Origin of the sequence: Streptomyces rishiriensis (assembly GCF_003112535.1) — a bacterium.
GTDB classification, from domain to species: Bacteria; Actinomycetota; Actinomycetes; order Streptomycetales; family Streptomycetaceae; genus Streptomyces; species Streptomyces rishiriensis.
This window is the reverse complement of record NZ_BEWA01000002.1, coordinates 215632-239137: the sequence shown is the minus strand read 5'-3', so window position 1 is coordinate 239137 and position 23506 is coordinate 215632. Positions and strand designations below refer to the sequence as shown.

Sequence of the window (23506 nt, the reverse complement as noted above, 5' to 3'; positions counted from 1 at the left end):
CCGGCGGAGGAAATTCACCGGGGGAGGGAATTCACCCGGTCGGAGGCGGGGAGAAGGGCGCGCACCCGGCGCGCCGGGGCGTCAGCAACAGAAGGTGCGACAGCTCATGAGAAAGATGTTCCTGTCCGGGTGGGAGGCCTGTCAACATTCGGAGTTTCTGAATTAACTCGGCTCAGGTGGGACGCTCGCGGACAAGGCCAGCGGGTCGCGGTAGAGCACGTCGAGCGCCACCGCCCCGCCCGCGACGGCCAGCGCGGAGTCGGGAAAACTGCTCGGCGAGACGGCGGCGGCGCGCGCCGCTCCCACCTCGTCCCGCAACGCGGCGAGGCAGTCCGCCCGGAACAGCACCCCCACCTCCGTGACCACGACACGCTCCGGGTTGAGCACGTCCAGCAGCAGACCGGCCGCCCGCCCCACCATCCGCGCCCGCTCCCGCAACAGCCCTGCGGCCACCGGGTTCCCGGCGTCCGCGGCGGCGACCACGTGCATCGGGTTCACCCCGTAGGCCACCCCGGCCTCCCGGGCCCGCCGGCACAGCGTCCGCTCGCTCAACTCCGCCTGCAGGCAGCCGACCCGGCCGCAGTCGCAGGCCTGCGTGCCGCCGGCCAACGGCAGATGCGCGATCGAGCCCGCCTGGGAACGCGGCCCGTGGTGCACCTCGTCATGGGTGGCGAACGCCGCGTCGACCATGTTCCCGACGAACAGATGCAGCACACTGCGGCTGCCGCGGGCCCGCCCGAACAACCGCTCGGCGTTGACCAACGCCCGCGCGTGTCCGTCCACATGGACCGCCAGTCCGGTGTGGGCGCTCATCGCCTCGCGGACCGGCACGTCCCGCCAGCCCAGCAGCGGATGCTCGACGACGGTGCCCGAATCCCGGTCCACCCAGCCGCCCACGGCGACCCCCAGCGACAGGGGACGGCACCCCGGGCTCTCGCCCAGCAGCGCGCCCAGCCCGTCGGCGGCCCGCGCCAGCACCTCGGACGGTTCGAGACCGCGATGCCTCGACTCCCGTCGCGCCACCACCCGTCCGCGCAGATCCAGCAGGGAGACGGTCGTGTACGGCACCGCCACATGCACGCCGCCCACCACGAACCGGGAGTCGTCCAGGTCCACCGGAACGTGCGGGCGGCCCACCCCGTTGCTGCGCCGGGGCGCGGCCGCCTCCCGGAGCAGTCCGATCCCGGTGAGCCGGGCGCAGTGGTCGGTGACGGAGGCGGGGGACAGCCCGGTCAGCCGTGCGATGGTGGAGCGCGCCACCGGTCCGTGCTCCAGCACGGACCGCAGGATCACGCTGGCGCTGGTGCGCCGGCGGTCGCTGTCGGCGACCCGGGTGAGGGGAGAGACCAGAGCGGGGGGAGCCGCGGTACGGGGCATGGGGAACTTCCTCGGAAGTCAGGAACCGGTCCGACACTGCGCCGTCTGTGGAGCGCGGCGCGCCGGATGATCGGCTCCGCCCGCCTCACACCGGAGGGCGACAGGCGGCAGCGCCGACCCGTCGCAGGTCGACATGGCGACGCGACGAGAAGTTCAGGGCCTGGGCCTGGGCAACCATGGCTCGAAGCTAGCAGCGAGGACCCCTCCTGCCCAGAAGGCGACCGACGGGCGAGACGACGCCCGCTCGACGGCGGTCGGACGGCGGTCGGACGGCGGTCGGACGGCGGTCGGACGGCGGCTCGATGGCGGGAGGGCCGCGGCTCGGTTGGCGGAACCCTACAGACGTCCTGCGAGACCCCCGCGTCGCCCTCGCCACCTCACCTCAGTGACCGGCGTCACCCTGTACCGGGTGTAACCCCCATGCTTTGTCCGAAGCCCACCAAGCCCCCGATCGCCCGTTTGTCGATCGCTGACGGTGATCGCGCACACCCCCCTGGGATAGCGTCGCCGTGTCCCGATCCGTACGACCCCCGCGGAGTCCCCATGAGCACGGCCGCCGTCACCCCCGCCCGTCCCGGACAGGTCCTCGCCGACCTGCTCCCGTTCCCCACGCTCCGCGCGGGCGGGACCGCCACCCGTGTCCGGGACGTCGCGCTCGTGCTCGGCGGCGCCGCGCTGACCGGCCTCGCGGCCCAGATCGCGGTCCCCGTCCCCGGCACCCCGGTCCCGGTGACCGGCCAGACCTTCGCCGCGCTGCTCGTCGGCGCGACCCTCGGCGCCCGCCGCGGCGCCTCCTCGCTCGCCGTGTACGCGCTGGCCGGACTCGCGGGCGTGCCGTGGTTCGCCGGCGGCACCTCGGGCGTCGGCGTCTCCTTCGGCTACATCCTCGGCATGATCCTCGCGACCGCCGTGGTGGGCGCGCTGGCCCGCCGTGGCGCCGACCGCTCGGTGCTGCGCACGGCGGGCACGATGCTGCTGGGCGAGGCGATCATCTACGCCGTCGGCGTCCCATACCTGGCCTACGCGGCCGGCATCTCGGCCTCCGCCGCCGTCGCGGCCGGACTCACCCCGTTCCTGATCGGTGACGCCCTCAAGGCCGCTCTGGCGATGGGCCTGCTGCCCACCGCGTGGAAGCTCGTCCAGCGGTGACCGGTAAGGAGGCGTGATCCGACGGCTTCCGTCGGATCACGCCTCCTTTGCGTCGTGCCTCCTCCGCCTCGCGGGTCGTCGGTCGTCGGCGGGTGGGGGTCAGCTCGGCCTGGCGGTCGGCCGCCGGTGGGACCACCACAGGCCGGCCGCGCCCGCCGCGATCAACGAGACCCCGGCCGCGCCCAGCGGGAGCAGGTCCCGGCCGACGCCGGTCCTGGGCAGTTCGTCGCCGCCGGGAGCCGCGGGCGTGTTGTCGGTGCCGAGGAGCAGCGGGGTGGCGGGCTCGTTCGGCGACGGGTTCGTCGTACCGAACGGCACCGGCCCCTGCTGCCAGAACGTCTTCTTGCCGTCACTCGTCTGGACCGGCAGACAGATCTTGCCGGTCTTTCCCAGATCGAAGGTCGCGTCGACGTCGTACGATTTCGACGCTCCGGCGGCGAGATTGTCGACGGGGCAGGAGAAACCGCTGTGGGAACCCGCCGGAAGGTCCTTCTTCGCGATCGCGGCGCATCCCTGAACGCTCTTGACGGTGAGTCCGTCGAAGCCGACGACCAGAAGCCGTATGCGTCCGCTGTCCTTGCTCCCTTCATTCTTCACCGTGGCGGTGATCGCCGTCTTCCCGGATTTGTTGTCGACCGAGATCCTCTCCGGCAGCAGCGTCGTCGTCCGCACGCCCGCAGGCGCCTCGCCGACGGGCTTTCCCCCCTTGCTGCTCCCGGGTCCCTGATCGTCCGCCCCGGCAGGGAGGGAAAGGATCAACACTGCCGAGAACGATGCCGTGACCAGTGATCCGGCAATGGTCGTCGCACGACGAGAACTCATGTTCGTCCCCCTTGTCTGCGCCTGAATTCGCAGTACTTGAAGAGGTACCACAAGATTTCTCCGCACTATGCTGGTACGGCACTAAGTGTGACTATTGTGTTTCTGAGTCCGGACAATGCAGGGGGTGCAGCGGATTGCCGGGGAATTCGGGAAACGTGGGGAATCCGGGAAGTCCGGGAAATCCGGGGAGTCCGGAAGGTTCGGGGAGCGGCGGGAACGGAGAGCGCGGCGGTTTTCCCGGGTTGCTGGTGACGGGGCGTTATCGGCTGGTCGAGAGTATCGGCCAGGGGGGAATGGGGCGGGTGTGGCGAGCCACCGACGAGGTGCTCGACCGGCCGGTCGCGGTGAAGGAGATGCGCATCGACGGCCTGGGCTCGGAGGACACCCGCACCCGCCGCGAACGCACCCTGCGCGAGGCCAGGGCGACCGCCCGCATCGACCATCCCCACGTGGTGCGCGTCTACGACGTCGTGGACGAGGGCGAACGCCTGTGGATCGTCATGGAGTTGGTGGCCGGCCGCTCCCTCGAACAGATCATGGCCGAGGACGGCCCGCTGGGCCCCCGCGAGACCGCCCGCATCGGCCTCGGGCTGGTCACGGCGTTGCGCCAGGTCCACGCGCGGGGCGTGTTGCACCGGGACATCAAACCGGGCAACGTCCTGGTGGAGCACGGAGGTGGGAGAGCGGACGACGGGCGGGTGGTCCTCACCGACTTCGGCATCGCCGCGATCCAGGACGCGAAGGCGCTGACCATGGTCGGCATGCTGGTCGGCTCCCCCGACTACATGGCTCCCGAGCGCATCTCCGGCCGGCCGCAGGGCCCGCCCTCCGACGTCTGGTCCCTGGGCGCGACGCTGTGCGCCGCACTGGCCGGTCACTCCCCTTTCTCCCGGGACACCACGCTGGCCACCCTGCACGCCGTCCTCTACGAGGAGCCCCGGCTCCCGCCCGAGGCCGGGCCGTTGCACACCGTCCTCGCCGCTCTGCTGCTCAAGGAACCGACGGCCCGCCCGACCCTCACAGCCCTGGAATCCGTCCTCGCCCCCATAGCCTTCCCGGCCCCGGCCCCGGCCCCGGCTCCGACGACCCCGACGCCGACGCCGACTCTGACCGTGACACCGGAAGCCGTAACGCCGCCGCTGCCGCCACTGAGGGAAGCGCCGATCGGCACGCTTCTCGACGCCCGGAAGGGGCCGGCCCCGCAGGACCCCCGGCGTCCTGCGCCGTCCCGCCCCGAACCCCGGGACTCCGTGCCGGGGCAGGTCCGACCGCCCGACCGGTCCGAGCGGTTCGCCCTTCCCGCCGCTCCGGCAGCCCCCGAGGTCCACGAAGTCCCCGAAGTCGCCGAGGTCCACGTAGTCCCCGAACTCCTCGACGTCGACGCCCGCCCGCACCTGGGCCCCGGCGTCTCCCTGATCCGCTCCCGCCCGGGGCGAGCGGGCTCACGGGCGGGCCGGCGCGCGGGCGCGCTCACCCCCGTCATCACCGTCGTCGTCCTCCTCGTCGTCGCCGTCGGCGCGGTCGCCGCGATCGTGCTGGCGAATGCTCCCGGGGCGCGCGACCGCGACGGGCAGGCCGCCGGCTCCTCGCCCAGGGCGTCCGGAGCCACCGGCCCCGCGGTCACCGGCCCCGCGGTCACCGGCGCCGACCCCTCCGCGTCCCCCACGGTCGAGGGGACCTTCAGGCCGCCGAGTCTGCCCCCGGGCGCGCACCAGGAGGCCGGCGGCTTCGCCTGGGCGACGCCCGAGGGCTGGCGACGCGATGTGAAGACGGGAGCGGAGGTGCACTACACGTCCCCGGACGGCGTCCAGGAACTCGTCGCCAAGTCCTCCCTGGCCCGAGGCGACCTGATGGACACCTGGCGAACCTCCGAGCAGAACGCCCGGCAGGGCCGCGACTACCGCAGGATCCGCCTGGAGGAGACGACGTTCCGGGGCCTGCGGGCGGTCGTCTGGGAGTACACCTTCACCCTCAAGGGCACCCCCTGGCACGCCCGGCTCCTCGGCTTCGACGAGAACGGGAAGTCGTATCAGGTCAACACCTGGTACCAGCCCGGGACCGAGGAGGCTGCCCTGAGGACGTACGAGAAGGTCAAGGACAGCTTCACGGTGACGTGAGCCGACGCCGACGGCGGCGGAACAGCCGACGACGCAGGGGAAGAGAACGGCAGGGGAAGAGAACAGCAGGGGAGGAGGCTCGCCGAAGCGGACCTCCTCCCCTGCGTCAGTCGCCCGAACCCGGGCTCGGACTCAGACCTTGGTCTCCGTCTCCGTCTCCGCCCGCGCCTCGGGTCCGGCCCCGGCCGTCGTGGCGACGGAGTCCGGCCGGCCCTGGCGGCCGGAGCCCCGCTGCCGTACGAAGGCGATGGCGACCACGACCGCCGCGACGAGGAGCGACAGCAGCACGGTCGTCCGCCCGCTGCTCTCGCCCTCGGTGTCGGTCAGCATGTAACCGAGGACGAAGACGATCAGCGCGGCGGTCGCCCACGTCAGATACGGGTACAGCCACATCTTGACGACCAGCTTCTCCGGCGCCTCGGCCTGGATGATCTTCCGCATCCGCAGCTGAGAGAAGCAGATCACCAGCCAGACGAACAGGGCCACGGCCCCGCTGGAGTTCACGAGGAAGAGGAAGACGGAGTCGGGGAACCGGTAGTTGAAGAAGACGGCGACGAACCCGAAGACCACGGAGGAGACGATCGCCGCGAGGGGGACGCCCCGGTTCGTCGTCCGGGCGAAGACCTTCGGCGCGTCGCCCCGCTCACCGAGCGAGAAGGCCATGCGGGAGGCCGTGTAGAGCCCGGAGTTGAGGCAGGACAGCACCGACGTCAGGACGATGAAGTTCATGATCTGACCGGCGTGCGCGATGCCCAGGGAGTCCAGGGCGGCGACGTAGGAGCCCTGGTCCTTGATGGACGGGTCGTTCCAGGGCAGCAGGGTGACGACGATGAAGATCGAGCCGAGGTAGAAGACGCCGATCCGCCAGATGATGCTGTTGGTCGACTTGGTTACGGCCCGCTGCGGGTTCTCCGACTCGCCGGCCGCCAGCGTCGCGATCTCGCTGCCCATGAAGGAGAAGACGACGAGCAGCACGCCGGTGAGAATGGCGCCGGGACCGTGGGGCAGGAAGCCGCCGTGGCCGGTGAGGTTGCTCAGGCCCGCCTTGTCGCTGTGGACGCCGGGCAGCACGCCGAAGACCGCGAGGCCGCCCACGACGATGAACGCGCCGATGGCGACGACCTTGATGCCCGCGAACCAGAACTCGAACTCGCCGTAGGAGCCGACGGAGACGAGGTTGGTGGCCGTCAGCACCACCATCACGATGAGGGCCCAGCCCCACTGCGGTACGGCGGGCATCCACCCTTCGAGGATCTTGGCCCCGGCGGTGGCCTCCACCGCGAGCACGACGACCCAGAAGAACCAGTACAGCCAGCCGATGGAGAACCCGGCCCAGCGTCCGAGCGCCCGGTCGGCGTGTGCGGAGAACGAGCCGGAGGTCGGATTGGCCGCGGACATCTCCCCGAGCATGCGCATCACCAGCACCACGAGCGTGCCGACGAGAGCGTAGGACAGCAGAATGCCCGGTCCGGCGGTGGCGATGCCGGAGCTGGATCCGACGAACAGTCCCGCGCCGATGACACCGCCGATGGCGATCATCGACAGATGCCGGTTCTTGAGACCTGCCTGAAGCCCGGAACCGTTTTCTCCGGGGGCTCCAGGGCCGTGCTCGGCCTTGGAGAGGGTCGGCTGCGAAGTCATGGGGAGGGTCTTCCTTTGCGCCGCGTGGGGAATCTGGTGCGTCGTGCGTGGGGGCTTACGAGCCGGTCCAGTGAATCCGAGGCGAATGAATTCGGGAACCTCTGATTCAGAATCGTTACTTGAGGTTTCCCTGAGGTTCCATGGAGTTGTGCAGGCTTCGCGGACGCGGCACCCGGCGCTGCTACCCCGCGCCGCGCGTGTCACACTCATCCCATGCGCGTGTATCTCGGCTCGGACCATGCCGGCTTCGAACTCAAGAATCACCTCGTCGAATGGCTCAGGGCGGCGGGCCACGACCCGGTCGACTGCGGGCCGCACATCTACGACGCACAGGACGACTACCCCCCGTTCTGCCTCCGCGCCGCGGAGCGGACGGCCGCGGACCCCGGGGCCCTCGGCATCGTCATCGGCGGCTCCGGCAACGGTGAGCAGATCGCGGCGAACAAGGTGAAGGGCGTCCGTGCCGCCCTCGCCTGGAGCGAGGAGACCGCGTCCCTCGGCCGCCAGCACAACAACGCCAACGTCGTCGCGGTCGGCTCCCGCATGCACACCCAGGACGAGGCGACCAAGTTCGTCGAGACGTTCCTGGCCACCCCGTTCTCCGAGGACGAGCGGCACATCCGCCGCATCGACATGCTCTCGGCGTACGAGACCACGGGCGACCTCCCCGAGATCCCCGCCCACCACCCCCAGCAGTAACCCGGCACCGGAGCCCCGGCCGCCCCGCGCGGCCGGCCGGTGCCCGGACGCGGGACCGCCCCGCCCGACCGGATCGGGCGAGCGGGCGGTGAGGAAAGGAACGCGCCGGTGCCAGAAGGGCACACCATCCACCGGCTGGCACAGGACTACGCCCGTTTCGCCGGCCGCCCCCTCCAGGTGACCAGCCCCCAGGGCAAGTTCGCCGACGCCGCCGCCCTCCTCACCGGCGGCCCGCTCACCCGCACCGAGGCGCACGGCAAACACCTCTTCCTCGGCTTCGGCGGCGAACGGTGGATCCACATCCACCTCGGCCTCTTCGGCAAGGTCGCCTTCGGCGACGCCCCCGCGCCCCCGCCCACCGACACGGTCCGCCTCCGCCTGGCCGACCCCACTTCCTACGTGGACCTCCGGGGCCCCACCACCTGCGCCCTGATCACGGACGTCGAGAAGCAGGCCGTGCACGCCCGCCTCGGCCCGGACCCGCTGCGCGCCGACGCCGATCCGCGACTCGCCTACGCCCGCGTGTCCCGCAGCCGTACGACGATCGCCGCGCTCCTCATGGACCAGAAGGTCATCGCGGGCGTGGGAAACGTCTACCGCGCCGAGGTCCTCTTCCGGCACGGCATCGACCCCTACCGGGCGGGCCGGACCGTCACGCCCGGCGAATGGGACGCGATCTGGAGCGACCTCGTCGCCCTCATGCGCGACGGCGTCCGCCACAACCGCATCGACACGGTCCGCCCCCAGCACACCCCGGAGGCGATGGGCCGCGCGCCCCGCGTCGACGACCACGGCGGCGAGGTGTACGTCTACCGCCGCACCCACCAGCCCTGCCACCTCTGCGGCGACGCCGTCCGCACCGCCGACCTGGTCGCCCGCAACCTCTTCTGGTGCCCCACCTGCCAGAAGAACTGACCCCCGGCCGGGCCCCGGGAAGCGCCGCTAGAACCCGTGGGGCAGCCAGGGCGCGGACACCGACCCGAACGCCACCGCCGCTTCCGCCAGCGCGCCCTGCCGCAGCTCGCGCACCCGGCCGGCCCCCGCCAGCGAGGCCAGGCTCACCCCGCCGAGGTACGCCGCCCCCAACTCCCGCACCGAAAGCGCGAGATCGGGCGAGTCCGCGGTCGGCGCGCAGACCGCGCCCTTGGCGTCCCCGCTCAGCCGCCAACGCCCCGCGTTCCAGGGGCAGAAGGCGTCCTCCACCTCCAGCACCACGTCCACCGGCGTCTGATAGGTGCGCGCCTCCAGCGCCGCGCCGACGTCCACCAGCCGGACGTACAGCGAGTCCTGCACCCGCAGTTCGCACCGCCGGATGTCGGAGACGAGATGCTGCCACGCCTCGTCCACCGGCCGCCCCCGCAGTTTCAGCGAGGCGGTGAGGTCGATCCCGAACAGGAACCGCCACAGCGCCGCCCGGGACAGGGCGTCCACCCCGGCCAGATCCTGCAGCTGCACCTGCCCGTCGTGCCCGCTGTCCGTCCACCGCGGCAGCACCCGGAAGCGCGCGTACCCGGTGACCTCGCCGTCGCGCTCGGCGAGCACGCACTGGAGCGGCGACGCCCCGCCCCGCTCGCTCTCCGGGTCGAGCAGCCCCAGCCGCTCCCAGCCGGGCCGCCGCGCCAGCATCCCGGGCCGGCCGGGCACGGTCCGCGCGTACACGCCCTCGCATGCCGTGAGCGCGGCGCCGGGGTCGGCGTACCGCACCCGTACGTCGTCCGTGCCGGCCGGGACGGACAGCCGCACCCGGCCGGTGTCGATCTCGGCGTTCAGTGCGAAGGTCGCCGTGGCGTACCCGAACCGGCCGTAGATCGCCGGCTCGGACGCGGTGAGCGCCGCCAGCGGCTCGCCCCACGCCCGCACGTCGTCCAGCAGCCGCCGCATCATCGACGTCAGCACCCCGCGCCGCCGGTGCGTCGCGCTCACCGAGACCATCGTCACGCCCGCCGTCGGCACCGCGGCCCCGCCCGGCACGGTCAGCCGGAAGTCGTACGCCCCGGCCGTCCCCACGCACGCGTCGCCGTCCCACACGCCCAGGGATCGTTCATACGGGGTGAGCTCCCTGAAAAGCTCCCGTTCCTCGGCCGGTTCTCCGACGCCGCCGAAGGCCCGAACGAGAGCGTCGTACCACTCGTCCCATTCATCCCGTCGCAGGCCCCGCATCCGCCCTGCCGCCTCGCTCGTCATGGGCTCATGCCTAGCAGCCCGATGCGGGACGAGCCAGGGAATTTCGCCCACCTGGCGGCGCGAGCGCTTTCCGTGAAGTTCACTGTGAAGTTGAGCCTCGGAGGGGGGACAAGTGGGACCTCCCGTGCCAAGCGACGGGTTCGATGGATAGGGTCCCGAACTAATGGCAGCAGGACGACAGCGGCGCGCGGAAGCCGAGACGTTGACGGCCCGGATGAAGCACTTGTGGCACCGGGTCCGCACCGGCGTGCGCAGAAGCGCCGTGGACTACTTCCGCGGCGACGGCTCGGACTGGATCGCGCTGGCCTTCCTGCTGCTCACCGTGCCGCTGATCGCTCTCACGACGCTCGCCAACTCGGTGTGGTGCTCCCCGGCCGCCCTCGTCCTGCCGATCGTCGCCGGCGGACTGCTGCTGCGCCCGTCGAGCCTGCTCGGCCTGTACGCGGCGGCGGCCACCGCGCTCATCGTGGAGTCGGTGCGACTGGGCCCCTACACCGAGGGCCCGTCCCGGGTCACACCCGGCGTGGTGCTCGTGGTGGCCGCATGCGGTTTCTTCGGCCTCCTCATCGCCCAGTTCCGCAGCCGGGTCGGCGTGCCCTGGCGGCGCGGCGGCACCATGCTCTTCGACCTGCGCGAACGCATCCGCGTGCAGAGCAAGCTGCCGAGCCTGCCGCACGGCTGGCACCGCGAGATGGCGCTGAGGCCGGCGGGAGGCCAGTCGTTCTCCGGTGACTTCGTCGTCGCGGCCCGCACGAACGGCGGCCGCACCATGGAGGTCGTCCTCACCGACGTCTCCGGCAAGGGCATGGACGCCGGCTCGCGAGCGCTCCTGCTGTCGGGCGCCTTCGGCGGTCTGCTCGGCTCGCTGCCCCCGCACGCCTTCCTCCCGGCCGCCAACGGCTACCTGCTCCGGCAGGACTGGGACGAGGGCTTCGCCACCTCCATCCACCTCGTCCTCGACCTCGACTCCGGCGACTACGAGCTCTACTCGGCCGGGCACCCGCCGGGCCTCCAGCTCAGCGCGGGCAGCGGCCGCTGGGAGGAGAAGGCCGCCGAAGGCCCCCTGCTCGGGGTGTACGACGGCGCCCAGTTCGACCCGGTGAAGGGCTCGCTGCGCCCCGGCGACGTGCTGATGCTCTTCACCGACGGCCTGGTGGAGACGTCCGACCGGGACATCGTCGAGGGCATCGACCGTCTCACCGGCGAGGCCGACCGCTACGTGGCCGGCGGCTTCCAGGGCGCCGCCTGGCACCTCATCGAGGCCGTGGCGAAGGACGTCAACGACGACCGGGCCCTGCTGCTGATCTGCCGCGAGGGCCCGACGTCCATGTCGGCGGCGCTGTCCTGAGCCCGGCCGATCCGGCCCGAGCCCTGACCGAGGGGACCCCGTCATGCTCACGCTGCCCGAGATCGAGACCCTGGCCCGTACCGCGCACGCGGGACAGACCGACAAGGCGGGCCGGCCCTATGCCGAGCACCTCCGGGCGGTCGCGGAGGGCGTCCGCGCGCGGGGCGGGGACGCCGACCTGATCGCGGCCGCCTGGCTGCACGACGCCGTCGAGGACGACGCCCTGTCCGAGGCCTGGCTGGCGGCAGCCGAACTGAGCGACCGCACGAAGGCGGTCGTCCTGGCGGTCACCAAGCGGGCCGGGGAGACGCCGGAGGCGTACGCGGGGCGCATCCTGGCCACGCCGGGCGCGCTGCTGGTGAAGGAGGCGGACCTGGCCCACAACGCCGACCCGGCGCGCCTGGCGGTCCTGGACGGTCCCACCCGCACCCGGCTGACGGAGAAGTACGCACGGATGCGCGCACTGCTCGGCCTCACGGATCAGCGTTCCTGAACCCCGACCCGCTCGCGCCGCTCCGACTCCGCTCCCTGGTTCGCCCCGTGCCCCGGCCCGTGCCCCTGCTCCTGCCCCTGCTCCTGTGGTTCCCGGCCCGGCTGCTGCCGGGCGCGTTCACGGGCGAGTTCGGCGGCGTCCGGCTTGAAGGCCCACGCCATCTTCGGCTCGATCACGAACCGGAAGACCCGCCGTACGGGCGGGGTGCACAGCAGGGTGACGGCCACGGCCACAGCGAGGCTGACGGCCATCACGCCGAGCGGCCGGTGCAGCGCGTGCTGGTCGAACAAGCCGCGGTAATCAGCGCCCTTGATCAGGAAGCCGTGCAGCAGATAGCCGTACAGCGTGCCCGCGCCCAGCGCGGTGAACCACGTCCTGCGGCCCGGCACCCAGGAGAAGAAGCAGACCGTCAGCAGCAGCGAGCAGCCGAACAGCGCGAGCTGCATGACAGGCCCGGCCCACCAGGGAGCGCCCAACTCCTGCGCGGAGTCGCGGTGGTAGAGCCAGCCGCCGTTCATCCGGGGCACCGCCCACCAGGAGAAGGCCAGCGCCAGGGCGAACACCGGCACGGCCGCGATCCGCACCGAGCGCCGGCGCACCAGCCGGAAGTGGCGGGGCTCCAGGCACAGGCCCAGCACGAAGAACGGCAGGAACTGCAGCACCCGCTGCAGGTCGAGGTCGTCGCCGATGGCCGGGGTGACGGACGCCAGCATGGCGACGCCCAGCGCGAGCGGCAGCGGATGGCGGACGAGCTTCCAGACGGGGGTGGTGAGCCGCCAGATGAACAGCGCGCACAGGAACCAGGTCAGGTACCAGGGGTCGAGAAGGCTGATGTCCTGGGTGGGGAGGTGATCGACGTAGCGGCGGAAGACCGGGTAGGCGGTCTCGAAGACGACGTACGGCACCGCGACGCCCGTGATCAGCCGCTTCAGCCGGCCGGGGCTCCCGTCGAAGCTGCGCGAGAAGTACCCGGAGATGACGATGAACGCCGGCATGTGGAACGTGTACACGAACATGTACGCCGCCTGCAGCACCCGGCTGTCGCCCTTGAGGGGCTCCCAGGCGTGGCCCAGCGCCACCAGCACGATCGCCAGGTACTTGGCGTTGTCGAAGAACGCGTCGCGCTGCGCGCCGTGCCGTGGGGCCGGCCGCTCCGCGGATCTGTCCCCGGGGCGGTCGGCGCCGGACCGGCCGGGGGACCGGTCGTGGCGATCGTCCTGTCGACCGTTGTGCTGATCGTTCTGGTTCTGGGGCGAGCGAGAGCTCGGAACGAGAGACGAGGCGGCGTGGAACATTCGATGCACCCTAGCCTCGTGCCCGCGTATTCGTAAAACACCCCAGGTCATTCCTTGTTATTCACCTCACGGAAGCGCAATCGATCGGCGACGGTAACCTCTGACCGACCGTGATGTCACGATTCATCCCGATGAAAAGTCGCATAACGCCGCTTGTGGAGCCGTAGTTGATGCGACAACGATCATTATTCGAATTACCTGCGCGCACGATGTGTGGATGGGGAAACCAACCGCCCCGATTCCCGTGCGGACGGGGCCTCGAATTGCCGTGCGGTGCACCCGGGGCCGCGGGCCGCCGCGCGATGATGCGTCACGGGCCGCATAGGGAGGCCGGGTTGGTGGCACGATGGTCTCGGGAGTGCGGACCGACCGAGGGCGTGTGATCAGTTGTGGCCATTTCACTGTCAGTGGTGCTGCTTTTGGCGATCATCCTGGTCGTGTTGATTCGAGGGGGATCGATCAAGGCGGGCCCGGCCATCGTCGCCATCCTGTTCGGCTTCTTCCTCGCCTCGACCGGCATGGCCCCGTCGATCAACCGTTTCCTCAACTCCCTCGCCGACACGATCAACTCGATCAGCTTCTGAGGCGGCCTCGTCGCGCCGGGCCGGGCCCGGACGTCGGTGAGGGGTGAGCGGGGGGAAGCGCGCACGTGACCCGGCGCGGCGCGGCGCGGCCCGGGCTGTGCGGGGCGAGGAGCGGCTGTGCGGGGCGAGGCGGGCCTGTGCCGAGTGCCGCCGGCGTCCGCGCCGCCGATGATTCGGAGACCTGGGACGGTTGGTCCGGCTCTGGGCCGGCCTGCGGCAGGATACGGGGAAGGGGCGGTCGGTGGACTGGTTCTGGTGGGTTCTCATCGTCTTCTGGACGGGTGGTTTCGCGTGGGTGGCCGACAACGTCCGCACCGCGCTGCGCAATCGGCATGAACGCAAGCTGCAGTTGCTGGAGGCGGCGAAGCAGGAGCGCCTGGCCGTCGAAGCGGCGCACAAGCCGCCGGAACCCGTGTGCGGTTGCACGCACCATCTCGCCAAGCACGACAAACAGGGCCGGTGCCATGAACGCGTCGAGCTGCCGACGGCCTGGGACGAGAACAAGAAGCCGCTGCGTTTCGAGGCCGGGCAGTGCAACTGCCAGCAGTACGTGGGACCGCAGCCCCTGTCGCAGGTGTTCGCGGAGGAGCTGACGGACCGCGCCTGAGCGGCAGCGGAAGGCGCGCGGCGGCAGGAGCGCCACAGGACCGGCGACGGCGGTACGGGGGGAGTGAACGCCCCGGGAAAGCCGAAGGCCCGGGGAGAGGAAACGACCTCTCACCCGGGCCTTCGCCGTACAGAGCGGGCGACGGGAATCGAACCCGCGTAGCTAGTTTGGAAGACTAGTGCTCTACCATTGAGCTACGCCCGCACGCGACGCGCCGCAGGTCGGTGACCGCGGCACTGCAGGCATCGTAGCGGGTCGGCGGCCTGCGGCGCACACCGCCCTTCCCCGCCCCGTGGCCGGCCGCCCGAAGGCTCGGTGAATGCGGCGGTCGCGAGGCCTGCGGGCATGTACCCTACGTGTCGCACCAGACGGGGTGTGGCGCAGCTTGGTAGCGCGTCCGCTTTGGGAGCGGAAGGCCGTGGGTTCAAATCCCGCCACCCCGACCATCGACCGCGGTCGTCGCCGACCGTGACGGGCCACCTGTGCGGTCACCTCGCTTGATCGCCTTTGGGGCGTGTCGTCGCTGCCGTTACTATGCAAGCTGCACGCCCGTGTGTCCTCGTTCTCCGAAGTCCTCCGGGCGGCGAATCCGCCGGAGCCGGTCTGGCTCCGGCAGAAACCAAGAAGTCAGCCCCCAAGGAGACCGAACCGTGAAGAGCGCCGTGGAGACCCTGAACCCGACTCGGGTTCGGCTCAGCATCGAGGTGCCCTTCGAGGAGCTCAAGGACAGCCTCGACGCGGCGTACAAGAAGATCAACCAGCAGGTCACGGTGAAGGGCTTCCGCAAGGGCAAGATCCCCGCCCGGGTCATCGACCAGCGCTTCGGCCGTGGCGCCGTGCTGGAGGAGGCCGTCAACGACGCGCTGCCGAAGTTCTACACGGAGGCGGTCAACGAGGCGGAGATCGACGTCCTCGGCCAGCCCGAGGTCGACATCACGGAGCTGAAGGACGGCGAGACGCTGAACTTCACCGCCGAGGTCGACGTGCGTCCCGCCCTGGAGCTCCCCGAGGACTTCTCCTCCATCGAGGTCGAGGTCGACGCCGTCGAGGTCACCGAGGAGGACGTCGACAAGTCGGTCGAGCAGCTCCGCGAGCGCTTCGCCTCGACCTCCCCGGTCGAGCGCGCCGCCGAGGACGGCGACGTCGTGACGGTGGACCTGGAGGCCAAGGTCGACGGCGAGGTCCTGGAGGACGGCGTCGCGAGCGGCGTCTCCTACACCATCGGCTCCGGTGAGCTGCTGGACGGCATCGACGAGGCCGTCAAGGGCCTGGAGGCCGGTGGCGAGACCACCTTCACCTCCGAGCTGAAGGGCGGCTCCGCGGCCGGCAAGGAGGCCGAGGTCACCGTCAAGGTCACCCAGGTCGCCGCCCGCGAGCTCCCCGAGCTGGACGACGAGTTCGCGCAGCTCGCCTCCGAGTTCGACACCCTCGACGAGCTGAAGGCCGACAGCCGCAAGCGCCTCGAGAACATGAAGCAGTACGACCAGGCCACGCAGGCCCAGGAGCGCGTCCTGGAGAAGCTGCTGGAGCTCGTCGAGGTGCCCGTCCCCGAGAAGCTCCTCGAGGACGAGGTCAACACCCGCAAGCACAACCTGGAGCACCACCAGCTCGGCCAGATGGGCCTCGACCTCGACAAGTACCTGGAGATCCAGGGCAAGACCGCCGAGGAGTTCGAGACCGAGACCCGTGAGGCCGCGGTCAAGGGCATCAAGACCCAGTTCGTGCTCGACGAGCTCGTCAAGCGCGAGAAGCTGAACGTCAACCAGGAGGAGCTCACCGAGCACCTCATGCGCCGTGCCGCCTCCTCCGGCATGTCCCCCGACCAGTTCGCCCAGGCGGTCGTCGAGGGTGGTCAGGTCCCGCTGCTGGTCGGCGAGGTCGCCCGCGGCAAGGCGCTGGCCACGGTCGTCGAGTCCGCCACGGTGAAGGACACCAACGGCGAGGTCATCGACCTGGACGACGACGAGGAGGAGGAGTCCGCGGAGGCCGCAGCCGAGACGGAGACCTCCGAGACGGAGTCCTCCGAGGAGAAGACCGAGAGCTGAAGGGCCTCGCGTCGCCTCTGACGCAGAGCACGAGGGGCCCCGGAGCGGCGATCGCTCCGGGGCCCCTCCGTCGTCCGCGCCCCCGGGCGACTACGCCCCCGGCGAACACTCTCCTCTCCGGGATTCCCCGGCGGGACCCGCGCGTTAGGGTCCATGAGTACGAGGGCAGGGGAGTCTCCGTTGCCCCCGGCAGTACACGTGAGACGGCCCGGCGCCGTCGTTAAGACGAGCAGGTGGATACGTGACGAATCTGATGCCCTCCGCCGCCGGCGAGCCTTCCATCGGTGGCCTCGGCGACCAGGTCTACAACCGGCTGCTCGGCGAGCGGATCATCTTCCTCGGCCAGGCGGTCGACGACGACATCGCCAACAAGATCACCGCACAGTTGCTGCTCCTTGCCGCCGACCCGGACAAGGACATCTACCTCTACATCAACAGCCCCGGCGGCTCCATCACGGCCGGCATGGCGATCTACGACACCATGCAGTTCATCAAGAACGACGTGGTGACCATCGCCATGGGCCTGGCCGCCTCCATGGGCCAGTTCCTGCTCAGCGCGGGCACCCCCGGCAAGCGCTTCGCGCTGCCGAACGCCGAGATCCTGATCCACCAGCCCTCCGCGGGCCTGGCCGGGTCGGCCTCGGACATCAAGATCCACGCCGAGCGGCTGCTGCACACCAAGAAGCGCATGGCGGAGCTGACCTCGCAGCACACCGGCCAGTCGGTCGAGCAGATCACCCGCGACTCGGACCGCGACCGCTGGTTCGACGCGTTCGAGGCCAAGGAGTACGGCCTCATCGACGACGTCATCCCGACGGCCGCCGGCATGCCGGGCGGCGGCGGCACCGGGGCGGCCTGAGGGTCACCCCTGACGGCGGCAGGGCCGCCCAGGGCGCTCCCCGGAGCTCCCTGAGCCCCTGATCCCTTCCGAGGCCCCAGGAGTCCGCTGAGGCCTCCCGGAGGCCCAGGAAGCCCCTCGGGACTCCCGGGCCGCCCGGAGCCTCCCAGCGGGCGCCACGAGGCCTCGGAAGCCGTCAGAGCCCCTCTCCAGCCCCTCCAGCCACCGCCCCAGCCCCCTTTCAGGAGACACCGTGAACGACTTCCCCGGCAGCGGCATCTACGCCCGCACCGAGGCCGAATACACCGGACCCCGCGCAGAGTCCCGCTACGTCATCCCGCGCTTCGTCGAGCGCACCTCCCAGGGCGTCCGCGAGTACGACCCGTACGCGAAGCTCTTCGAGGAGCGCGTGATCTTCCTCGGCGTGCAGATCGACGACGCCTCCGCCAACGACGTCATGGCGCAGCTGCTGTGCCTGGAGTCGATGGACCCCGACCGGGACATCTCGGTCTACATCAACAGCCCCGGCGGCTCCTTCACGGCGCTGACCGCGATCTACGACACCATGCAGTTCGTGAAGCCCGACATCCAGACGGTCTGCATGGGCCAGGCGGCCTCCGCCGCCGCGATCCTGCTGGCCGCCGGCACCCCGGGCAAGCGGATGGCGCTGCCGAACGCGCGCGTGCTGATCCACCAGCCGTACAGTGAGACCGGCCGCGGTCAGGTCTCCGACCTGGAGATCGCCGCCAACGAGATCCTCCGGATGCGCGCGCAGCTGGAGGACATGCTGGCCAAGCACTCGACCACGCCGATCGAGAAGATCCGCGAGGACATCGAGCGCGACAAGATCCTCACGGCCGAGGACGCGCTGTCGTACGGCCTGATCGACCAGATCATCTCCACCCGGAAGATGAACAACGAGTCTCTGCGTTGACGTTCGGAGTCGTCCCGTTCGGGCCCCCTCGGCACGGTGTGACACGGTCCACGTCGCAGTGAACCGTGCCAAGGGGGGCCCGAACGGGGGGCCAGGCAAGGTACCGTCGGAATAAGGCAGCACCAGGAGCCGCTGGATTCGTAAGCGTCCAGTCGTCTCCCAGGCGAAGGGGAAGCACACCGTGGCACGCATCGGTGACGGCGGCGATCTGCTCAAGTGCTCGTTCTGCGGCAAGAGCCAGAAGCAGGTCAAGAAGCTCATCGCAGGGCCCGGTGTCTACATCTGCGACGAGTGCATCGACCTCTGCAACGAGATCATCGAGGAAGAGCTCGCGGAGACGAGCGAGGTCCGCTGGGAGGAACTCCCCAAGCCGCGCGAGATCTACGAGTTCCTCGAGGGCTACGTGGTGGGCCAGGAGCCCGCCAAGAAGGCCCTGTCGGTCGCGGTGTACAACCACTACAAGCGCGTCCAGGCCGGTGAGAACGGCGGCGCCCAAAGCCGCGAGGACGCCATCGAGTTGGCGAAGTCCAACATCCTCCTGCTCGGCCCCACGGGCTCGGGCAAGACGCTTCTCGCGCAGACCCTGGCGCGCATGCTGAACGTCCCGTTCGCGATCGCCGACGCCACGGCGCTCACCGAGGCCGGTTACGTCGGCGAGGACGTCGAGAACATCCTGCTGAAGCTGATCCAGGCCGCCGACTACGACGTCAAGAAGGCCGAGACCGGGATCATCTACATCGACGAGATCGACAAGGTCGCGAGGAAGAGCGAGAACCCTTCCATCACGCGCGACGTGTCGGGCGAGGGCGTCCAGCAGGCGCTGCTGAAGATCCTGGAAGGCACCACCGCCTCGGTCCCGCCGCAGGGCGGCCGCAAGCACCCGCACCAGGAGTTCATCCAGATCGACACCACGAACGTGCTGTTCATCGTGGGCGGCGCCTTCTCGGGCCTGGAGAAGATCATCGAGACCCGGGCCGGCGCCAAGGGCATCGGTTTCGGCGCGACGATCCGCTCCAAGCGCGAGCTGGAGTCCAAGGACCAGTTCGAGGCCGTCATGCCCGAGGACCTGGTCAAGTTCGGCATGATCCCGGAGTTCATCGGCCGTCTGCCGGTCATCACCTCGGTCCACAACCTGGACCGCGAGGCGCTCCTGCAGATCCTGATCGAGCCGCGCAACGCGCTGGTCAAGCAGTACCAGCGGCTCTTCGAACTCGACGGCGTGGAGCTGGACTTCGAGCGCGAGGCCCTGGAGGCCATCGCCGACCAGGCCATCCTCCGCCAGACCGGCGCCCGCGGCCTGCGCGCCATCATGGAGGAGGTCCTCCAGGCGGTGATGTACGAGGTCCCGTCCCGCAAGGACGTGGCGCGCGTCGTCATCACGGCGGACGTGGTGCTCTCCAACGTCAACCCGACCCTGATCCCCCGCGACGCCCGCGGCGGCCGCGGCCCGGGCGAGGCGAAGACCGCCTAGGCGGCATCCGTACGAGGAAGGGCCCCGGTCACCCGACCGGGGCCCTTCCTCGTGTGTGTGGCTCGTGTGTGTGGGCCGACGCGTCACACCCCGACGCGGATCTGCTCGCGCAGCTTGGTGGTGATGTCGATCGCCACGTCCTTGGTGACGCCCTTCGTGGCGTCGCCCGGCGACACCATGGCGATGGTGCTGTAGTCCGCCCAGGCGCAGAACCAGTCGGTCTTCTCCTGCTTGGTGACCGCGTTCTTCCCCTTGGCCGCCTGGCACTTCATGACCGCGCCGTCCAGGTCGGCCGTCTCGGGTTCGCCGACCAGCTCGCCCTTCTCGGCGCCGCCGGAACCGGAGGAGCTCTGTTCGGACGACTTCTTGAAGTTGGCGAAGAACAGGTCCAGCGTCTTCTGCGGGTCGGCGATCTTGCCGTAGGCGCCGGCGAAGGTGATGGTCTTGGACGTGGCCAGCTCGGACGCGTCGGGCGCGGTGCTCGGGTCGGCCGGGTCGTACCCGCTCAGGTCCGCCGTCGTGTAGACGCCGATCACGGACTTGCCGTCCTGGACGCCGGTCTTCGCCAGGTCGGCGGCCGAGTCCTTGCCGGCGCTCGCGCCGTCGGCCGAGGCTCGGTTGTAGTCGGTGAGGGCGGTCCCCGGGGTGGTCAGCTTGTGCGCGCCGTCGTCCTTGAGGCCGCCGGCGCCGCCGCTCGCGCCGAGCACGAAGTAGGCGCCGACGCCCAGCGCGGCGACGACCGCGACCGCGCCGACGACGATGCCGGCCGTCTTCTTCCCGCGGCCGCCCGGCGGGGGCTGCGGGACGCCGTAGGGGGGCTGGCCGTAGGGCGGCTGCTGGCCGTAGGGGGGCTGGCCGTACGGCGGCTGCTGGCCGTACGGCGGCTGCTGGCCGTAGGGCGGCGTCTGCGGGGGCACGCCCTGCGGGGGCTGCGCCGGGTAGCCGTAGCCGGGCTGCGGGGCGGGGGGCTGCTGGGGGTAGCCGTAGCCGGGCTGCGGCGCCTGCGGCGGCTGGCCGTACGGACCGGGCTGGCCGTACGGTCCGGGCTGCTGGGGCTGCCCGCCGTACGGGCCCGGCTGGTTGTGACTCATTCCTCGGTTCCCCTCCAGATGCTTATGCGTTTTTCACATCCTGGCTCAAAGCCCACACCTGCACGGTGGCGGGGGCCCCACCGTTACAGAGGAAACACGTTTCGGGACCGCGCGGTGACACCCCTAAACTGGGCCCGTGACCGAGAACGCTCAGCAGCAGCCATCAGCGCCCCCCACCGAACTGCCGACCCAGTACGCGCCGGCCGACGTAGAGGGGCCGCTGTACGAGCGCTGGGTGGAGCGGGGCTACTTCGAGGCCGACGCCAAGAGCGACAAGCCTCCGTACACCGTCGTCATCCCCCCGCCGAACGTCACGGGCAGCCTGCACCTGGGGCACGCCTTCGAGCACACGCTCATCGACGCTCTCACTCGCCGCAAGCGCATGCAGGGCTTCGAGACGCTCTGGCAGCCGGGTATGGACCACGCCGGCATCGCCACGCAAAACGTCGTCGAGCGCGAACTGGGCAAGGAGGGCAAGTCCCGTCACGACCTCGGCCGGGAGGCGTTCGTCGAGCGCGTCTGGCAGTGGAAGGGCGAGTCCGGCGGCCAGATCAGCGGCCAGATGCGTCGTCTGGGCGACGGCGTCGCCTGGTCGCGTGAGCGCTTCACCATGGACGAAGGGCTGTCGCAGGCCGTCCAGACCATCTTCAAGCGGCTCTACGACGACGAGCTCATCTACCGCGCCGAGCGGATCATCAACTGGTGTCCGCGTTGTCTGACGGCGATCTCGGACATCGAGGTCGAGTACCAGGACGACGACGGCGAGCTCGTCTCCATGAAGTACGGCGAGGGGGACGACACCATCGTCGTCGCCACCACGCGCGCGGAGACGATGCTCGGCGACACGGCCGTCGCCGTCCACCCGGACGACGAGCGCTACCAGCACCTGGTCGGCAAGGAGATCCGCCTCCCGCTGACCAACCGCTCCATCCCGGTCGTCGCCGACACCCATGTCGACCCCGAGTTCGGCACCGGCGCGGTCAAGGTGACCCCGGCGCACGACCCGAACGACTTCGAGATCGGCCAGCGCCACAACCTTCCGTCGCTCACCATCATGGACGAGCACGCGGTCATCACCGCCCACGGTCCCTTCCAGGGCCTGGACCGGCTGGAGGCCCGCTCCGCCATCGTCGCCGCCCTGCGCGCCGAGGGCAGGATCGTCGCCGAGAAGCGCCCGTACGTCCACTCCGTCGGCCACTGCTCGCGCTGCAAGACGACCATCGAGCCGCGCCTGTCCATGCAGTGGTGGGTCAAGGTCGGCCCGCTGGCGAAGGCCGCCGGCGACGCGGTCCGCGACGGCCGCGTCAAGATCCACCCGCAGGAGATGGAGAAGCGCTACTTCGACTGGGTCGACAACCTGCACGACTGGTGCATCTCGCGGCAGTTGTGGTGGGGGCACCGCATCCCCGTCTGGTACGGCCCGAACGGCGAGGTCGTCTGTGTCGGCCCCGACGACGAGGCCCCCACCGGCGAGGGCTGGCACCAGGACACCGACGTCCTCGACACCTGGTTCTCCTCCGGTCTGTGGCCGTTCTCCACGCTCGGCTGGCCCGAACAGACCGAGTCGCTCGCGAAGTTCTACCCGAACTCCGTCCTGGTCACCGGCTACGACATCCTCTTCTTCTGGGTTGCCCGGATGATGATGTTCGGCCTGTACGCGATGGACGGCACCCCGCCGTTCCACACCATCGCCCTGCACGGCATGGTCCGCGACCAGTTCGGCAAGAAGATGTCGAAGTCCTTCGGCAACGCGGTCAACCCGCTGGACTGGATGGACAAGTACGGCTCCGACGCGCTCCGCTTCACCCTTGCGCGCGGCGCCAACCCCGGTGTCGACGTCCCGATCGGCGAGGACTGGGTCCAGGGCTCGCGCAACTTCGCCAACAAGATCTGGAACGCCACCCGCTTCGCGCTGATGAACGGCGCCACCGTCGACGGTCCGCTGCCGGACGCCGGGAAGCTGTCGGCGACCGACCGCTGGATCCTCTCCCGCCTCAACGCCGTCGTCGCCGAAGTCGACGCGCTCTACGAGGACTTCCAGTTCGCGAAGCTCTCCGACACGCTGTTCCACTTCGCCTGGGACGAGGTCTTCGACTGGTACGTCGAGCTGTCCAAGACGACGTTCATGGCCGGCGGCGAGCCCGCGAAGGTCTCCGGCCGGGTCCTCGGCGAGGTCCTCGACGTCACCCTGAAGCTGCTGCACCCGATCGTCCCGTTCGTCACGGAGACGCTGTGGACCACGCTGACCGGCGGCGAGTCCGTCGTCGTCGCCGAGTGGCCCAAGGCTGTGTCCGTCCCTGGTGCTGACGCACCGGGCGGCTTCCAGGACGCGGTCGCCGAGAAGGAGATCGAGAGCCTCCAGTCGGTCATCACCGAGGTCCGCCGTTTCCGCGCCGACCAGGGCCTGCAGCCCGGTCAGCGCGTCCCGGCCCGCCTGACCCTCGACGGCACGCCGTTCGCGGCGCACGAGGCCGCCGTCCGCCAGCTGCTGCGCCTGCAGCCGGAGGGCGAGGACTTCTCGGCGACGGCGACCCTGCCGGTCGCGGGCGCCACGGTCGCGCTGGACCTGTCCGGCACGATCGACGTGGCCGCGGAGCGCAAGCGCCTGGCCAAGGATCTGGCGGCGGCCGAGAAGGAGAAGGCCCAGGCGGGCGCCAAGCTCGGCAACGAGGCGTTCCTCGCGAAGGCCCCGGACAACGTGGTCGACAAGATCCGCACCCGCCTCGCCAAGGCGGACGAGGACATCGCCCGCATCCAGAGCCAGCTGGACCGTCTGCCGCAGGCCTGAGGCGGCGGCAGGGCCCCACGGCG

Annotated in this window: 19 protein-coding genes and 2 tRNA genes; 14 read left to right on the top strand and 7 right to left on the bottom strand. The window is 70.6% G+C overall.

Annotated elements, in window-relative coordinates:
* Nucleotides 1–162 precede the first annotated feature (162 nt).
* Nucleotides 163–1377, bottom strand: coding sequence for an ROK family protein (locus tag Sri02f_RS02755; protein WP_108999438.1), 1215 nt, complete (start codon nt 1375–1377; stop codon nt 163–165).
* Nucleotides 1378–1920: 543 nt separating this feature from the next.
* Between Sri02f_RS02755 and Sri02f_RS02750 the strand changes: the two genes are divergently transcribed.
* Entirely contained in the window at nt 1921–2526 is a 606-nt protein-coding gene (locus tag Sri02f_RS02750; RefSeq protein ID WP_108999437.1) for a biotin transporter BioY, read from the top strand.
* A gap of 99 nt (nt 2527–2625) precedes the next feature.
* On the opposite strand, the gene Sri02f_RS02745 is transcribed toward Sri02f_RS02750, so the two are convergent.
* On the bottom strand, nt 2626–3348 hold the full coding sequence (locus Sri02f_RS02745) for a hypothetical protein (RefSeq protein ID WP_108999436.1): 723 nt from the start codon (nt 3346–3348) through the stop codon (nt 2626–2628).
* Between the two features lie 293 nt (nt 3349–3641).
* On the opposite strand from Sri02f_RS02745, the gene Sri02f_RS02740 reads away from it, so the two are divergent.
* A complete protein-coding gene (locus Sri02f_RS02740) occupies nt 3642–5465 on the top strand; it encodes a serine/threonine-protein kinase (RefSeq protein ID WP_108999435.1) in 1824 nt (607 codons plus the stop codon).
* A gap of 132 nt (nt 5466–5597) precedes the next feature.
* Here Sri02f_RS02740 and Sri02f_RS02735 read toward each other — a convergent pair whose 3' ends face one another.
* Nucleotides 5598–7106, bottom strand: coding sequence for an amino acid permease (locus Sri02f_RS02735; protein WP_108999434.1), 1509 nt, complete (start codon nt 7104–7106; stop codon nt 5598–5600).
* Between the two features lie 213 nt (nt 7107–7319).
* On the opposite strand from Sri02f_RS02735, the gene Sri02f_RS02730 reads away from it, so the two are divergent.
* Both Sri02f_RS02730 and Sri02f_RS02725 read left to right on the top strand, forming a co-directional pair.
* Entirely contained in the window at nt 7320–7805 is a 486-nt protein-coding gene (locus Sri02f_RS02730; protein WP_069772781.1) for a ribose-5-phosphate isomerase, read from the top strand.
* 108 nt (nt 7806–7913) lie between these two features.
* Nucleotides 7914–8720 carry an Fpg/Nei family DNA glycosylase gene (locus Sri02f_RS02725; protein ID WP_108999433.1) on the top strand — a complete coding sequence of 269 codons (807 nt, stop codon included), beginning with the start codon at nt 7914–7916 and terminating at the stop codon, nt 8718–8720.
* Between the two features lie 27 nt (nt 8721–8747).
* On the opposite strand, the gene Sri02f_RS02720 is transcribed toward Sri02f_RS02725, so the two are convergent.
* On the bottom strand, nt 8748–9989 hold the full coding sequence (locus Sri02f_RS02720) for a GNAT family N-acetyltransferase (RefSeq protein WP_245970370.1): 1242 nt from the start codon (nt 9987–9989) through the stop codon (nt 8748–8750).
* A gap of 163 nt (nt 9990–10152) precedes the next feature.
* Here Sri02f_RS02720 and Sri02f_RS02715 point away from each other — a divergent pair, with 163 nt between their 5' ends.
* Nucleotides 10153–11337 carry a PP2C family protein-serine/threonine phosphatase gene (locus Sri02f_RS02715; protein ID WP_108999431.1) on the top strand — a complete coding sequence of 395 codons (1185 nt, stop codon included), beginning with the start codon at nt 10153–10155 and terminating at the stop codon, nt 11335–11337.
* Between the two features lie 43 nt (nt 11338–11380).
* Nucleotides 11381–11830: an HD domain-containing protein gene (locus tag Sri02f_RS02710; protein WP_108999430.1), complete on the top strand. Its 450-nt coding sequence runs from the start codon at nt 11381–11383 to the stop codon at nt 11828–11830.
* On the opposite strand, the gene Sri02f_RS02705 is transcribed toward Sri02f_RS02710, so the two are convergent.
* Complete coding sequence (locus tag Sri02f_RS02705; protein WP_108999429.1) at nt 11818–13125, bottom strand: acyltransferase family protein; 1308 nt, start codon at nt 13123–13125, stop codon at nt 11818–11820. The genes Sri02f_RS02710 and Sri02f_RS02705 overlap by 13 nt on opposite strands.
* A gap of 389 nt (nt 13126–13514) precedes the next feature.
* On the opposite strand from Sri02f_RS02705, the gene Sri02f_RS02700 reads away from it, so the two are divergent.
* Both Sri02f_RS02700 and Sri02f_RS02695 read left to right on the top strand, forming a co-directional pair.
* Nucleotides 13515–13709, top strand: coding sequence for a hypothetical protein (locus Sri02f_RS02700; RefSeq protein ID WP_108999428.1), 195 nt, complete (start codon nt 13515–13517; stop codon nt 13707–13709).
* 241 nt (nt 13710–13950) lie between these two features.
* Nucleotides 13951–14316, top strand: a complete 366-nt coding sequence (locus Sri02f_RS02695; RefSeq protein WP_108999427.1) for a hypothetical protein — start codon at nt 13951–13953, stop codon at nt 14314–14316.
* A 133-nt stretch (nt 14317–14449) separates the two neighbouring features.
* Here Sri02f_RS02695 and Sri02f_RS02690 read toward each other — a convergent pair.
* Nucleotides 14450–14520: transfer RNA gene (locus tag Sri02f_RS02690), tRNA-Gly, on the bottom strand.
* A gap of 165 nt (nt 14521–14685) precedes the next feature.
* Between Sri02f_RS02690 and Sri02f_RS02685 the strand changes: the two genes are divergently transcribed.
* From Sri02f_RS02685 to clpX, 5 genes are all read left to right on the top strand, one after another.
* Nucleotides 14686–14762 (top strand) — tRNA-Pro (locus tag Sri02f_RS02685).
* A gap of 204 nt (nt 14763–14966) precedes the next feature.
* The gene (gene tig / locus Sri02f_RS02680) at nt 14967–16361 is read left to right on the top strand and encodes a trigger factor (RefSeq protein ID WP_108999426.1); all 1395 of its coding nucleotides are present in this window, start codon (nt 14967–14969) and stop codon (nt 16359–16361) included.
* 253 nt (nt 16362–16614) lie between these two features.
* Nucleotides 16615–17220, top strand: coding sequence for an ATP-dependent Clp protease proteolytic subunit (locus tag Sri02f_RS02675; protein WP_069772790.1), 606 nt, complete (start codon nt 16615–16617; stop codon nt 17218–17220).
* A 232-nt stretch (nt 17221–17452) separates the two neighbouring features.
* Entirely contained in the window at nt 17453–18133 is a 681-nt protein-coding gene (locus tag Sri02f_RS02670) for an ATP-dependent Clp protease proteolytic subunit (protein WP_108999425.1), read from the top strand.
* A 181-nt stretch (nt 18134–18314) separates the two neighbouring features.
* Complete coding sequence (gene clpX, locus Sri02f_RS02665) at nt 18315–19604, top strand: ATP-dependent Clp protease ATP-binding subunit ClpX (protein WP_069772792.1); 1290 nt, start codon at nt 18315–18317, stop codon at nt 19602–19604.
* Nucleotides 19605–19687: 83 nt separating this feature from the next.
* Here clpX and Sri02f_RS02660 read toward each other — a convergent pair whose 3' ends face one another.
* Entirely contained in the window at nt 19688–20695 is a 1008-nt protein-coding gene (locus Sri02f_RS02660) for a hypothetical protein (RefSeq protein ID WP_108999424.1), read from the bottom strand.
* A 136-nt stretch (nt 20696–20831) separates the two neighbouring features.
* Between Sri02f_RS02660 and Sri02f_RS02655 the strand changes: the two genes are divergently transcribed.
* Nucleotides 20832–23483: a valine--tRNA ligase gene (locus tag Sri02f_RS02655; protein WP_108999423.1), complete on the top strand. Its 2652-nt coding sequence runs from the start codon at nt 20832–20834 to the stop codon at nt 23481–23483.
* Nucleotides 23484–23506 lie beyond the last annotated feature (23 nt).

Excerpts from the sequence above, each read along its gene's own strand:
- Sri02f_RS02705 (WP_108999429.1), bottom strand. The coding sequence starts at position 13,125 with ATGTTCCACGCCGCCTCGTCTCTCGTTCCGAGCTCTCGCTCGCCCCAG.
- Sri02f_RS02740 (WP_108999435.1), top strand. The coding sequence starts at position 3,642 with ATGGGGCGGGTGTGGCGAGCCACCGACGAGGTGCTCGACCGGCCGGTC.
- Sri02f_RS02745 (WP_108999436.1), bottom strand. The coding sequence starts at position 3,348 with ATGAGTTCTCGTCGTGCGACGACCATTGCCGGATCACTGGTCACGGCA.
- Sri02f_RS02675 (WP_069772790.1), top strand. The coding sequence starts at position 16,615 with ATGCCCTCCGCCGCCGGCGAGCCTTCCATCGGTGGCCTCGGCGACCAG.
- Sri02f_RS02750 (WP_108999437.1), top strand. The coding sequence starts at position 1,921 with ATGAGCACGGCCGCCGTCACCCCCGCCCGTCCCGGACAGGTCCTCGCC.
- Sri02f_RS02755 (WP_108999438.1), bottom strand. The coding sequence starts at position 1,377 with ATGCCCCGTACCGCGGCTCCCCCCGCTCTGGTCTCTCCCCTCACCCGG.
- Sri02f_RS02715 (WP_108999431.1), top strand. The coding sequence starts at position 10,153 with ATGGCAGCAGGACGACAGCGGCGCGCGGAAGCCGAGACGTTGACGGCC.
- Sri02f_RS02710 (WP_108999430.1), top strand. The coding sequence starts at position 11,381 with ATGCTCACGCTGCCCGAGATCGAGACCCTGGCCCGTACCGCGCACGCG.
- Sri02f_RS02660 (WP_108999424.1), bottom strand. The coding sequence starts at position 20,695 with ATGAGTCACAACCAGCCGGGCCCGTACGGCGGGCAGCCCCAGCAGCCC.
- Sri02f_RS02730 (WP_069772781.1), top strand. The coding sequence starts at position 7,320 with ATGCGCGTGTATCTCGGCTCGGACCATGCCGGCTTCGAACTCAAGAAT.
- Sri02f_RS02735 (WP_108999434.1), bottom strand. The coding sequence starts at position 7,106 with ATGACTTCGCAGCCGACCCTCTCCAAGGCCGAGCACGGCCCTGGAGCC.
- Sri02f_RS02720 (WP_245970370.1), bottom strand. The coding sequence starts at position 9,989 with ATGACGAGCGAGGCGGCAGGGCGGATGCGGGGCCTGCGACGGGATGAA.